Origin of the sequence: Pseudomonas sp. KCJK9058 (assembly GCF_046230975.1) — a bacterium.
GTDB classification, from domain to species: domain Bacteria; phylum Pseudomonadota; class Gammaproteobacteria; order Pseudomonadales; family Pseudomonadaceae; genus Aquipseudomonas; species Aquipseudomonas alloputida.
Window position 1 is genome coordinate 1 of sequence record NZ_JBJJLR010000013.1, and the last position, 12,922, is coordinate 12,922.

The 12,922-nt window shown below is 64.0% G+C and carries 9 protein-coding genes; 7 read left to right on the top strand and 2 right to left on the bottom strand.

The features are described from left to right. Together ACK59Z_RS09825 and ACK59Z_RS09830 are read right to left on the bottom strand one after the other, a co-directional pair. Positions 1-1,327: sensor histidine kinase (locus ACK59Z_RS09825; protein ID WP_409292902.1), on the bottom strand; the 1,327-nt coding region annotated here is incomplete at its 3' end. A 173-nt stretch (positions 1,328-1,500) separates the two neighbouring features. After that, the gene (locus ACK59Z_RS09830) at positions 1,501-2,094 is read right to left on the bottom strand and encodes a lytic transglycosylase domain-containing protein (RefSeq protein ID WP_004576566.1); all 594 of its coding nucleotides are present in this window, start codon (positions 2,092-2,094) and stop codon (positions 1,501-1,503) included. 185 nt (positions 2,095-2,279) lie between these two features. Here ACK59Z_RS09830 and gspG point away from each other — a divergent pair, with 185 nt between their 5' ends. The 7 genes from gspG to ACK59Z_RS09865 all read left to right on the top strand — a co-directional run bounded on the left by gspG (position 2,280) and on the right by ACK59Z_RS09865 (position 12,918). Further along, positions 2,280-2,705 carry a type II secretion system major pseudopilin GspG gene (gene gspG / locus ACK59Z_RS09835; RefSeq protein WP_014861762.1) on the top strand — a complete coding sequence of 142 codons (426 nt, stop codon included), beginning with the start codon at positions 2,280-2,282 and terminating at the stop codon, positions 2,703-2,705. Positions 2,706-2,716: 11 nt separating this feature from the next. Next, positions 2,717-3,907, top strand: a complete 1,191-nt coding sequence (locus ACK59Z_RS09840; RefSeq protein ID WP_108190374.1) for a type II secretion system F family protein — start codon at positions 2,717-2,719, stop codon at positions 3,905-3,907. 191 nt (positions 3,908-4,098) lie between these two features. After that, positions 4,099-5,340, top strand: coding sequence for a multidrug efflux RND transporter periplasmic adaptor subunit MexE (gene mexE / locus ACK59Z_RS09845; RefSeq protein WP_003253847.1), 1,242 nt, complete (start codon positions 4,099-4,101; stop codon positions 5,338-5,340). A gap of 12 nt (positions 5,341-5,352) precedes the next feature. Beyond that, entirely contained in the window at positions 5,353-8,532 is a 3,180-nt protein-coding gene (locus ACK59Z_RS09850; RefSeq protein WP_003253849.1) for an efflux RND transporter permease subunit, read from the top strand. Beyond that, positions 8,529-9,944 carry an efflux transporter outer membrane subunit gene (locus tag ACK59Z_RS09855; RefSeq protein ID WP_108190376.1) on the top strand — a complete coding sequence of 472 codons (1,416 nt, stop codon included), beginning with the start codon at positions 8,529-8,531 and terminating at the stop codon, positions 9,942-9,944. The genes ACK59Z_RS09850 and ACK59Z_RS09855 overlap by 4 nt, the downstream gene beginning before the upstream one ends. Positions 9,945-10,167: 223 nt before the next feature. Next, on the top strand, positions 10,168-11,223 hold the full coding sequence (locus ACK59Z_RS09860; protein ID WP_033725904.1) for a HEAT repeat domain-containing protein: 1,056 nt from the start codon (positions 10,168-10,170) through the stop codon (positions 11,221-11,223). A gap of 78 nt (positions 11,224-11,301) precedes the next feature. Next, positions 11,302-12,918 (top strand): response regulator, encoded by a 1,617-nt coding sequence (locus ACK59Z_RS09865; RefSeq protein WP_409292906.1) that lies wholly within the window; start codon positions 11,302-11,304, stop codon positions 12,916-12,918. Positions 12,919-12,922: the final 4 nt, after the last annotated feature.

Sequence of the window (12,922 nt, forward strand, 5' to 3'; positions counted from 1 at the left end):
GTTTGGTGGTAAAGAACGGTCGAAAAGCCATACGCTGCTGCTCTTCGTTCATGCCCTTACCATTGTCGGCCAGGCGCAAAGTCAGGCTGCGCCGGTTGTGACGTACCACCTCGATACGCAACCGCCCGCCCTGCTCCATCGACTCCAAAGCATTGGCAATCAGGCTACTGAATACCTGGCGCAGCAATACCGGGTGCCCCAACACCTGCACGGCCGGTAACGGTTGCAGGTCCAGGCTTACCCCGCTGCGCGCCAGCGGCACAGCGTAGGTCTGCAGGCTTTCCTGCAACGCCTGCGGCAAGTCCACCGCCAATACCTCGTCGTTCAGCGGGCGCAGTGACTGCAGCATCTGGCGGATCCACTGCGACATGCGATCGACCTGGCTGATGATATCGTTGACCTGGCGTTGCGCCGGGCCTTCGTCGAACGCCAGGGCCAGTTCCGCACTTGAGCGGATACTGGCCAGCGGGTTGCGCAAGCTATGGGCCACCGCCGAAGACACCTCACCCAGTGCCACGTAGGTTTCGCTGCTGATCAGGCGTTTCTGCTGTACCGCCAGCAGCCGTGCGGCGCGGTGCATGATGCCGTAAAGGCCGACATAGACCAGTGCAGCGCCGACCGTGATGGCCAACCAGATCAGGATCAGGCCACGCTCGATGCGTGCGATCAGGTCGTGGGGCTCCTTATAAATCTCGACCATCGCGGTGACCCGATCCCCATCGGCATCGAACAGCGGAATGTAGTTCTCGATGAACAACTGCTTGGGCGGGGTGATGAACTTCTGCTCGGCGCGGGCCTGTTCGAAATTGTGGTAGCTGGCCGAGACCCGCATCTTGTACTCGAAAGCCCGACTCAGGTCTTCGTCGCCTTCGATCAGCTTGCCGATCAGTGCCGGGTTGGTGGACCAGATCACTGTATGGTCCAAAGCATAAATATTGGCCAGCAGCATATCGGGCAGGTGAGCGATATGGTCGAGGAACTCGCCGCGGGCCTTGCGTCGGGCTTGCGGGTCGACATCGGGCAAGTTATTGCGGTCGGTGCGCGGATCGAGCAGTTCGCCCATGGTCCGCACATTGGGGATCGACACATGGCGCACTTCGGCATCGGCAATGGAGGTGATGAACTGTGCGGTGAGTAACGCATCACGCTCGACGCTCTCGTCGATGATGAAGCGGCTGGAAATCAGCCCCAGCCCGGCAGCCACCGAGAGAATGATGGCCAGACTGACCCAGGCATACCAGCGCAGCAGGTTGAATGGCTTGCGCGGGGCGGCCAACTCGCTACCGGCTGGCACGTCAAGAGTGACGGAACGAGGGGCGGCGTCCATAACGGACTCCTCAGCTGGGCACCTTCAGAAGGTTATAGCCCAGACTTGGGGAAACTATAGTATTAAATTGATGGCATCCGCCGAAGGGTATTTATTCGCCCTGACTTCACCTACCCAAAACAGCTTGAGGGTGGCGCGGCCCCTGCGGGAATGCTTGAGCTGCACGCCCGCTGTTACAAAGACGAATCATCAGTCAACCCTTGCAACTTTCGATACTCGCGCAGCACCGTGGGCACATAGCGCCGGGTCTCGGCAAACGGCGGCACGGCACCGCGCCGCAGTACAGCATCCGGGCCAGCGTTGTAGGCCGCCACGGCCAAGGTGATGTCGTTGTCGAACAGGGTGAGCATCTGCTTGAGGTAGCGTGCCCCGCCCTGCACATTGTCTTCCGGGTCCAGGCGGTCTTGCACCCCCATCTCGCGGGCGGTGTCCGGCATCAGTTGCATCAACCCCACTGCCCCCGCCCGCGAACGGGCTTTGGGGTTGTAGCCGGACTCGGCCTTGATCACCGCGTGCAGCAGCGCCGGCGGCAGGTTGTGGAGGCGCGCAGCCGTGGCGACTACCTCGGCGTAAGGGCGGCCGGTGATCATCTGCGCTTTGACCGGCCCGCCCTGGGCCAGCGGCTCGCTGATCACCTTCTCATAGTGTCGCCCTGGTCGATGGACATTGGTCAGTACGTAGCCACCCTTGGCATCGATTGAGATGTACACATCGGCCTGGGCAGCACCTGCCGCCAGCCAGATCAAACCGAGGATGAGTCCACGCATGCCGGTCGCCTCTTCGTCGTGGCCCCCGATGTGGGGGAAATGCCCCGGAAAACCCGAGGACATTCACCACGACGCAAGCACTGTGCCGCTTCCTGTGCCGCATGGCGTAAGGCCCCAAGGCAGACGTGCACGGCTGTTGCATGGTGCATGTCAACGCTTGTCCCCATGCAGTGGAGGGTTTCACCATGCAGCGCAGAACCAACCCGCAACGTGGCTTCACTCTGCTTGAACTCCTGGTGGTACTGGTAGTACTCGGCCTGCTGGCCGGCATCGTCGCCCCCAAATACTTCAGTCAGCTAGGCCGCTCCGAGGCCAAGGTAGCGCGGGCGCAGATCGAGGGGCTGAGCAAGGCTCTGGACTTGTACCGTCTGGAGGTCGGCCACTACCCCAACAGCGAACAAGGTTTGCAGGCGCTGGTGGTCGCGCCCAGTGGCGAGGCTCGCTGGACCGGCCCGTACCTGCAGAAGGCCGTGCCGCAAGACCCGTGGGGCCGCGCTTACATCTACCGGCAACCTGGCGAGAACGGCGGTGAATACGACCTGCTGTCGATGGGCAAGGACGGCCAGCCGGGTGGCGATGGCGAAAACGCTGAAATTACCAGCTGGCAGTAAGGAGAGCGGCCATGCGCTACAGCCTCAAGGCCCTGGGTAGGCAGGGCGTGGTGCAGTTGCAGATCGACGCCGAGGACGCCGACCAGGCCCGCCGCCAGGCCGAAGACCAAGGCCTGCGTGTGCTCAGCCTGCGCAGCAGCGGCGGCGCCCTGCGCAGCATGGCCTGGCGCCGTGAAGCGGCGTTCGACCTGGTGCTGTTCAGCCAGGAACTGTCAACCTTGCTCAATGCCGGCCTGCCGCTGATTGACGCACTGGAAAGCCTGGCGGAGAAGAGCCCCGCAGCGACAGCGCGCAAGGTGCTCGCCGAGCTGGTGCGCCAGCTGTACGAGGGCCGCTCGCTGTCCCAGGCGCTGGGCCAGCAACCGCGGGTATTCCCGCCGCTGTATGTGGCGCTGGTGCAGTCCAGCGAACGCACCGGTGCTCTGGGCGACGCCCTCACCCGCTATATCAGCTATCGCCAGCGCCTGGACCTGGTCCGGCAGAAGCTGGTGGGTGCCTCGGTCTACCCATTATTGCTGTTGCTGGTGGGAGGCGGTGTGGTGCTGTTCCTGCTCGGCTATGTGGTGCCGCGGTTCAGCCAGGTGTTCGAGGGCATGGGCACCGAGCTCCCCTGGCTGTCACGGGTGCTGATGCAGGTCGGCCTGTTTCTGCATGCCCAGCAAGCGCCACTGGCGCTGGGCACCGTCGGTGCGGTCGCGGCGCTTTGGCTGCTGCGCCGGCACCCGCGTGTACGGTACTGGGCCTCCTGCCAACTGCGGCGCCTGCCCGCGCTGCACCAGCGCCTGATGATGTACGAGCTGGCGCGTTTCTATCGCTCGCTGGGCATCCTGCTGCAAGGCGGCATCCCCATCCTCACCGCCATGGGCATGGCCCGCGGCCTGCTCGGCAACGCAGCAGCGCAGGGCCTGGAGCAGGCCAGCCAGCGGGTGGGCGAAGGGCTGCCCCTCTCCGATGCACTGGCGGCCGGGCACCTGGTGACACCGGTGTCACTGCGCCTGCTGCGCGCTGGCGAGCAGTCTGGCAACCTGGGCGAGATGCTGGAGCGCTGCGCCGACTTCCATGATCAGGAAATCGGCCGCTGGGTGGAATGGTTCGTCAAACTGTTCGAGCCGCTGTTGATGACCTTCATCGGCCTGCTGATCGGCCTGATCGTGATCCTCATGTACATGCCAATCTTCGAGCTGGCCTCAAGTATTCACTGAATGGCCAGGCCCAGGCTCTCTCGTAACGTGGTGCCCGCACAGGCGGTGCCCTGCGCCCAACCCTGGCAGCCATCGATAGTTGATCCCCACTTATCATTCAGCGTGATATTAACCTTCGTCCCGTTCGATTCGTGCCTCGCGCGCAACACACTCACACTCCGCCCACTACTAATACATTGGCGGAGTTCTCCATGGAACAATCACTCAAACCCTTGCGCTTCCCCCTCGCTGCCCTGGCAGTGGTGGTGATCAGCGCTTGCGGTCGAACCCCCGACGCCGTGCAGGCTCCCGCCGCGCCGAAGGTAAGTGTGGCCAAGGTGATCGAACAACCGATCACCGAATGGGACGAGTTCACCGGCCGCCTCGAAGCCCCGGAAACCGTCGAAGTGCGCCCGCGGGTCTCCGGCCAGATCGACCAGGTCGCCTTCACCGAAGGCGCCCAGGTCAAGAAAGGCGACCTGCTGTTCCAGATCGACCCGCGGCCGTTCCAGGCTGAAGTCCGCCGCCTTGAAGCCCAGCTGCAACAGGCCAAGGCCACCGCCATCCGCAGCGCCAACGAAGCCCGCCGTGGCGAGCGCCTGCGTGACAGCAACGCCATCTCCGCCGAACTGGCCGAATCGCGCAGCAGTGCCGCCGCCGAAGCCCGTGCCGGCGTCGATGCGATCCAGGCCCAGCTCGACCTGGCACGCCTGAACCTCAGCTTCACCCGCGTCACCGCGCCCATCAGTGGCCGTGTCAGCCGCGCCGAGTTCACCGCCGGCAACATCGTCACCGCCGATGTCACCCCGCTGACCAGTGTGGTGTCCACCGACAAGGTCTACGCCTACTTCGACGCCGACGAGCGCGTGTACCTCAAGTACACCCAGCTGGCCCGTGAAGGCCAGCGTAGCCAGAGCACCCCGGTATACCTGGGCCTGACCAACGAAAGCGGCAACCCGCACCTGGGCCAGATGAACTTCGTCGACAACCAGGTCAACCCGCGCACCGGCACCATCCGCGGCCGCGCGGTATTCGACAACAGCAACGGCCAGTTCACCCCGGGCCTGTATGCGCGCCTGAAGCTGGTCGGCAGCGCCCAGTACGACGCCATGCTCATCAACGACGAAGCCGTGGGCACCGACCTTGGCAAGAAGTTTGTGCTGGTCATGGACAAGGACAACAAAGCCACCTACCGCGCCGTGGAACTGGGGCCAAAGCTGGAAGGCTTGCGCATCGTGCGCAGCGGCCTGGGCAAGGACGACCGCATCGTGGTCAAGGGCTTGCAGCGCGTGCGCCCTGGTTCGCCGGTAACCCCGGAAGAAACACAGATGGCCAGCGAGCAAACCCTCGCCGCCCTCGCCCAGCAGCGGCAGGCCCTGGAGGCCAGCAACCCGGCGCCGAAGGTGGCGGGCAACAACGTGAAAGTCGCCAGCGCCCAGGCGCCACGCGGTTAAGGGACCCTACCGATGAACTTCTCGAAATTCTTCATTACCCGGCCGATCTTCGCCGCGGTGCTGTCGCTGGTGCTGCTGATCGCGGGTTCTATCTCGCTGTTCCAGCTGCCGATCAGCGAATACCCCGAAGTGGTGCCGCCCACCGTGGTGGTGCGCGCCAACTTCCCCGGCGCCAACCCCAAGGTCATCGGCGAAACCGTTGCCGCGCCGCTGGAGCAGGCCATTACCGGTGTGGAGAACATGCTGTACATGTCCTCCCAGTCCACTGCGGACGGCAAGCTGACGCTGACCATCACCTTCGCCCTCGGTACCGACCTGGACAACGCCCAGGTGCAGGTGCAGAACCGCGTCACCCGCACCCAGCCCAAGCTGCCCGAGGAAGTGACCCGTATCGGTATCACCGTCGACAAGGCCTCGCCTGACCTGACCATGGTCGTGCACCTGACCTCGCCGGACAACCGCTACGACATGCTCTATCTGTCCAACTACGCCATCCTCAACATCAAGGACGAGCTGGCGCGTCTGGGCGGCGTAGGCGATGTACAGCTGTTTGGCATGGGCGACTACTCGCTGCGCGTCTGGCTGGACCCGAACAAGACCGCTTCGCGCAACCTGACGGCCAGTGATGTGGTCGCGGCAATCCGCGAGCAGAACCGCCAGGTGGCCGCCGGCCAGCTGGGCGCGCCGCCTGCCCCAGGCTCGACCAGCTTCCAACTGTCGATCAATACCCAAGGCCGTCTGGTCAACGAGGAAGAATTCGAGAACATCATCATCCGCGCCGGTGCCGATGGCGAGATCACCCGCCTGAAAGACATCGCCCGGGTTGAACTCGGCTCCAGCCAGTACGCCCTGCGCTCGCTGCTGAACAACCAGCCGGCGGTGGCCATCCCGATTTTCCAGCGCCCAGGCTCCAACGCCATCGAGATCTCCGACGAAGTGCGGGCGAAAATGGCAGAGCTGAAAAAGGACTTCCCGGAAGGGATGGACTACAGCATCGTCTATGACCCGACCATCTTCGTGCGCGGCTCCATCGAAGCAGTGGTGCACACCCTGTTCGAAGCCCTGGTGCTGGTGGTGCTGGTGGTGATCCTGTTCCTGCAGACCTGGCGCGCCTCGATCATCCCGCTGCTGGCGGTGCCGGTCTCGCTGATCGGTACCTTCGCGGTCATGCACCTGTTCGGTTTTTCACTCAACGCGCTGTCGTTATTCGGGCTGGTGCTCGCCATCGGTATCGTGGTGGACGATGCCATCGTCGTGGTGGAGAACGTCGAACGTAACATCGGGCTGGGCCTGAAGCCGCTGGAAGCCACGCAAAAAGCCATGAGCGAAGTGACCGGGCCGATCATCGCCACCGCCCTGGTGCTGTGCGCGGTGTTCGTACCTGCAGCGTTCATTTCCGGCCTGACCGGGCAGTTCTACAAGCAGTTCGCCTTGACCATCGCCATCTCGACCGTCATTTCGGCGTTCAACTCGCTGACCCTGTCGCCAGCCTTGGCCGCGGTGCTGCTCAAGGACCATCACGCACCCAAGGACCGTTTCTCGCGGTTCCTCGACAAGCTGCTGGGCAGCTGGCTGTTCTCCCCTTTCAACCGGTTCTTCGACCGGGCCAGCCACAGCTACGTCGGTGGCGTGCGCCGGGTCATCCGCTCCAGCGGCATCGCCCTGTTCGTGTATGCCGGCCTGATGGGCCTGACCTACCTCGGCTTCTCGTCCACGCCGACCGGTTTCGTGCCGGCCCAGGACAAGCAGTACCTGGTGGCCTTCGCCCAACTGCCGGACGCGGCCAGCCTCGACCGTACCGAAGCGGTGATCAAGCGCATGAGCGAAATCGCCCTCAAGCAGCCTGGCGTGGCCGACTCGGTAGCCTTCCCGGGCCTGTCGATCAACGGTTTCACCAACAGCCCTAACAGCGGCATCGTGTTCACCCCGCTCAAGCCATTCGATGAGCGCAAGGACCCGAGCCAGTCGGCGGCAGCCATCGCAGCCGCGCTGAACGCTCAGTTCGCCGACATCCAGGACGCTTACATCGCCATCTTCCCACCGCCGCCGGTACAGGGCCTGGGCACGATTGGCGGCTTCCGTCTGCAAATCGAAGACCGTGGCAACCTGGGTTACGAAGCGCTGTACAAGGAAACCCAGAACATCATCGCCAAAAGCCACAACGTCCCAGAGCTGGCAGGCCTGTTCACCAGCTACCAGGTCAACGTGCCACAAGTCGATGCCGCCATCGACCGGGAAAAGGCCAAGACCCACGGTGTGGCGATTACCGACATCTTCGACACCCTGCAGGTTTACCTGGGTTCGCTGTACACCAACGACTTCAACCGCTTTGGCCGCACTTACCAGGTCAACGTCCAGGCCGAGCAGCAGTTCCGCCTTGATGCCGAGCAGATCGGCCAACTGAAAGTGCGCAACAACCTTGGCGAGATGATCCCGCTGGCGACCTTCCTCAAGGTCAGCGACACCTCCGGGCCGGACCGGGTCATGCACTACAACGGCTTCATCACTGCCGAGATCAACGGCGCTGCCGCCCCGGGCTACAGCTCTGGTCAGGCGGAAGCTGCGATCGAGAAGCTGCTGAAAGAGGAACTGCCCAACGGCATGACCTTCGAGTGGACCGACCTGACCTACCAGCAGATCCTCTCGGGCAATACCGCATTGCTGGTGTTCCCGCTGTGCGTACTGCTGGCGTTCCTGGTGCTGGCCGCCCAGTACGAAAGCTGGAGCCTGCCGCTGGCGGTGATCCTGATCGTGCCGATGACCCTGCTGTCGGCCATCACCGGTGTGATCGTCTCGGGTGGCGACAACAACATCTTCACCCAGATCGGCCTGATCGTACTGGTGGGCCTGGCGTGCAAGAACGCGATCCTGATCGTCGAGTTCGCCAAGGACGAACAGGCCAAGGGCCTCGACCCGCTGGCTGCGGTGCTGGAAGCCTGCCGCCTGCGTCTGCGGCCGATCCTGATGACCTCGATCGCCTTCATCATGGGGGTAGTGCCCTTGGTGTTCAGCTCCGGTGCAGGTTCGGAAATGCGCCATGCCATGGGGGTGGCGGTGTTCTCGGGGATGATCGGCGTAACGGTGTTCGGCCTGTTCCTGACCCCGGTGTTCTTCTTCCTGATCCGCCGTTTCGTCGAGCGTCGCCAGGCCCGCAAGGCTGAACACGCTCAAGTGCTGGAGAACCACGCATGAACCTGCTCAAACCCTTGACCCCAAGCCTGCTGGCGCTGGCCCTGGCGGCCTGTGCGGTAGGCCCGGACTACCAGGCGCCAGCCACCGAACCTGCACAATTGGGCAACGATGTGCAGGCCAAGGCCTACGACCGTAGCCGCTTCGAGAGCCTGTGGTGGAAGCAGTTCGACGACCCGGTGCTGAACCAGCTGGTGCAGGCTTCGCTGGACGGTAACCGTGACTTGCGCGTGGCTTTCGCCCGCCTGAAGTCGGCTCGCTCGATTCGCGAAGACGCCGAGAACGACCCGTTCCCGGTGGTCACCAGCCGTGCCAGCAGCGATCTCGGCAAAGGCCAGATCCCCGGCCAGACCACCGAGCGGGTGAACAGCGAGCGCTACGACCTGGGCCTGGACATGGCCTGGGAGCTTGACCTGTTCGGGCGCATCCAGCGCCAGATCGAAGCCAGCGAAGCCCAGGAAGCGGTAGCCGCCGCCGACCTGCAACAGCTGCAGGTCAGCCTGATCGCCGAGCTGGTGGATGCTTATGGGCAGCTGCGTGGCGCGCAATTGCGCGAGAAAATCGCCCTGGCCAACCTCAAGACCCAGCAGGAATCGCGCACCATCACCGAAACCCTGCGCGATGCCGGCGTGGGCAACGACCTCGACGTGGTGCGTGCCGATGCCCGCCTGGCCGGAGTCGAAGCCACCGTGCCGCAACTGCAAGCCGAACAGGCACGGGCGCGGCATCGCATCGCCACCCTGCTCGGCCAGCGCCCTGACGCGCTCAGCGTAGACCTGTCGCCCAAGGCCCTGCCGGCCATCGCCAAGGCGCTGCCGGTCGGTGACCCGGGTGAGCTGTTGCGCCGCCGCCCGGACATCCGCAGCGCCGAGCGCCAGCTGGCGGCCGCCACCGCCAACGTTGGCGTGGCCACCGCCGACCTGTTCCCGCGCGTCAGCCTTAGTGGCTTCCTCGGCTTTACCGCCGCCCGCGGCTCGCAGATCGGCTCTTCGGCGGCCAACGCCTGGGCACTGGGCCCGAGCATTACCTGGGCGGCCTTCGACCTGGGCAGCGTGCGGGCCCGCCTGCGCGGCGCCAAGGCCGATGCCGAAGGGGCTCTGGCCAACTACGAACAGCAGGTGCTGCTGGCGCTGGAAGAGTCGGCCAACGCCTTCAGCGATTACGACAAGACCCAGCAGCGTCTGCTGTCGCTGATGCGCCAGAGCGACGCCAGCCGCAAGGCTGCAGAACTGGCCTCGATTCGCTATCGCGAGGGTACCGTGGACTACCTGGTACTGCTCGATGCCGAACGTGAGCGGCTAAGTGCTGAAGATGCACAAGCTCAGGGTGAAGTCGACCTTTATCGCGGCATCGTCTCGATCTACAAGGCCCTGGGTGGCGGCTGGCAACCGGAGACGGTGGCCAGCGCACACTGATTCCACTGCCTCAACGACTCCTTTGGTTGGCTCCTCCCCCAACCGTTTGCCCCGCAGGCCATGGTCTGCGGGGCTTTTTTATGTTTGCCATCGTATTTCCCCAATACGCAGTGCATGGATGGCCACCGCAGGCCTGGCGCCTGGCCAGCGGCGTGCCCGGTTCGGTTGCATTTACCTCCCGGCTGGCCCAAGCTCTGCCCTTCCCGCCGCCACGGATCGTCCGATGCCCAGACGCAACCGCTACCTGATCGCCCTGCTGTTGTCGATTCTGGTATCGGCCCTGTTCGGCTACCTGTGGCGCGACGCCCCGCCAATTCCGCCGACCTTGCCAGCACACAGCTACGCCAAGGCGCTGCGCCAGGCTCACGATGGCCAGCCCGGTGCCGCACGGGTGCTGTACCAGCAATTGCAACGTAACGACCTGCCTGCGATCCGCCGTGCGGCGCTCTACGATGAGTTGCCCAACTACCCCTCGCCGCAGGCATTGAAACTGGCCCGCCAGGACCTGGAAAATGCCGAGCCACTGGTGCGTCGAGCGGCCATTGCCAGTATCCGCCGCCTGCTACCGCCAGCGCAGCGCAGCCTGGTACTCGGCCCGCTGCTGGACGACAGTGAGCAAAGCGTGCGTTTTGCCGCCGTGGATGCCCTGCTGGGCCTAGATCCTGACGCCATCGGCCTCTATTTCGGCCCCCTGCAGTCAGCCCTGGAGCAATACCAGCAAGCCCTGGAGCAACAGCCTGAAGATGCAGACGCCCAAGTGCACCTGGCGCGCCTGTACCTGCACGAAAACGACTACACGCAGGCCGCTGCGGCCTTGCAACGTGCGCTCGCGGTTGCCCCCGGCAACCTCGATGCCCTGGCAACTCAGGTACGCCTGCTCGAGCGCCAGGGCCACCACGACGCCTCCCGCCAGGTGCTGGGCAAAGCCTTGGCGCTGAGCCCCGATTCGGCCTTTCTGCAGTATGAGCTAGGGCTTTGGCTGAAGCGCCACGAACAGCACGAGTACGCCTTGCTGGCCCTGTCCCGCGCCGTGGAACTGGACCCGGACAACGCCGATTACCGCTATACCCTGGCGGTCACTCTGCATGAACTGGACCAGCCCGACGCCGCCCAGAAGCAACTGGAAACCGTGCTCAATCGCCAGCCAGCCAATCGCCGGGTACGGGTGCTGCTGATCCAGTACTGGAAAGAGTCCGGCCAACTGCAGAACGTGCAAGTTTCGCTAGCCGAGCTGGAGCGCCAGAACCCGGACGACCCTGCACTGCAACAGGGCCTGTAGGCAGTGCCTGGATTCAGTTGAACCCTGAGCCTGCGCCAGGGTCCAGTGGGTATCAGGCCACCCTAAAGGAGAGTCGTTTTGGCCAGTTCGTTGGCGCTGGATGAACGTGCCTTGATCCTCGCACCGCCACAACTGGCGGCGGATACCTCACGTCTGTTGACTTCCGCCGGCATCAACAGCCTCTGCGCGGTCGACCTGGCCAACCTGCAGGCGCGTCTGGCCGAAGGCGCAGGCTTGGCGATTATTGCCGAGCAAGTGTTCAGCCAAGGCCCAAGCGCCTTGCTGCAGGCTTTCATCGACCAGCAACCGAGCTGGTCGGATTTGCCCATTGTGCTGCTGACCCAGGGCGCCTGGTCGGCCGCTGGGGTGAATCATCATCCAGTGGGCAATCTTCTCTGGCTGGTCACGCCCTACGAAAATGCCCAGTTGCTGCACATGACCCAGTCCGCGCTGCGCAACCGGCGGCGACAGTACGTGACACGTGACCAGCTCCATGGCATGCAGCAGCGCCTGGACAGCCGGCCTTCAACGCCGGAAGAAGAGCAGGACCGCGGTGAATTCGCCCGCTGCCAGACACGCAAGATGGAGGCCATCGGCCAACTGGCCGGCGGCGTCGCTCATGACTTCAACAACCTGCTCACCAGCATCAGCGGCAGCTTCGAACTCATCCAGCGGCGGCTGCGCCAAGGCCGCGGCGAGGGACTGGATGGCGTTCTGTGCATGGGCCGCGAGGCCGTTTCACGCGCCGCCCGCCTGACCCACCGCCTGCTGGCCTTCTCTTCCCGCCAATCGCTGCACAGCCAACGTATAGACCTGCCTACCTTGCTCAAGACAGAACGCCTGGAAGCTTGCCTGAGCCCGTCAATAACCCTGCAAGTGCACGCGGCCAAAGACCTGTGGCCCGTGGAGGCGGATGACCAGCAGTTGCAAGAGGCCCTCGACAACCTGCTGCTCAATGCCAGCGAGGCCATGCCCAACGGTGGCCTGCTACGCATCGAGGCGAACAATCATCACATCGCCACCGAGCAAGCTGCGGACGGCGCTTTGCGCACTGGCGACTATGTGCGCCTGCGAATCACCGACAGCGGCCAAGGCATGGCGCAAAGCACGCTGGAGCACGCCTTCGAACCCTTCTTCAGCACCAAGGCGACCGGCCAGGGCATTGGCCTGGGGTTGTCGATGGTGTACGGCTTCAGCAAGCAGTCCCATGGGCATATCACCCTCAACAGCGAGATTGGCCAGGGAACCCAGGTGGAGCTGTATTTGCCACGCCATGTCGACCAGGCCCTGCCATCCAGCAAGCCTGTGCCGACCAGGCAAGACGGCTGCAGCCGACACGTGCTGATTGTCGAGGACGATCCCCATGTGCGCCAACTGCTTTGCCAGGCACTGGGCGAAAACGGCTTCCCCTGCCAAAGCGCAGCCGACGCCAACGAGGGACTGAAGGTGCTGCGCTCGGCACAACTGGTGGATTTGCTCATCACTGATGTGGGCTTGCCCGGCATGAACGGCCGGCAACTGGCAGAAATTGCCCGCAGCCTGCGGCCTCAATTACCGGTGCTGTTTATCACCGGTTACGCGGAAACGGCCATGGCCCGCGAAGGCTTCCTGGGCGCAGGCATGCAGCTGATCTGCAAGCCGTTCGAGTTGCAGCAGTTACAGACGCGAGTGGCACAGATTCTAGGCAAGCCTTGAAGCG

Bases quoted from the DNA above. Each gene is read 5' to 3' on its own strand.
- ACK59Z_RS09830 (WP_004576566.1), bottom strand. From the start codon at position 2,094: ATGCGTGGACTCATCCTCGGTTTGATCTGGCTGGCGGCAGGTGCTGCC.
- gspG (WP_014861762.1), top strand. From the start codon at position 2,280: ATGCAGCGCAGAACCAACCCGCAACGTGGCTTCACTCTGCTTGAACTC.
- ACK59Z_RS09840 (WP_108190374.1), top strand. From the start codon at position 2,717: ATGCGCTACAGCCTCAAGGCCCTGGGTAGGCAGGGCGTGGTGCAGTTG.
- mexE (WP_003253847.1), top strand. From the start codon at position 4,099: ATGGAACAATCACTCAAACCCTTGCGCTTCCCCCTCGCTGCCCTGGCA.
- ACK59Z_RS09850 (WP_003253849.1), top strand. From the start codon at position 5,353: ATGAACTTCTCGAAATTCTTCATTACCCGGCCGATCTTCGCCGCGGTG.
- ACK59Z_RS09855 (WP_108190376.1), top strand. From the start codon at position 8,529: ATGAACCTGCTCAAACCCTTGACCCCAAGCCTGCTGGCGCTGGCCCTG.
- ACK59Z_RS09860 (WP_033725904.1), top strand. From the start codon at position 10,168: ATGCCCAGACGCAACCGCTACCTGATCGCCCTGCTGTTGTCGATTCTG.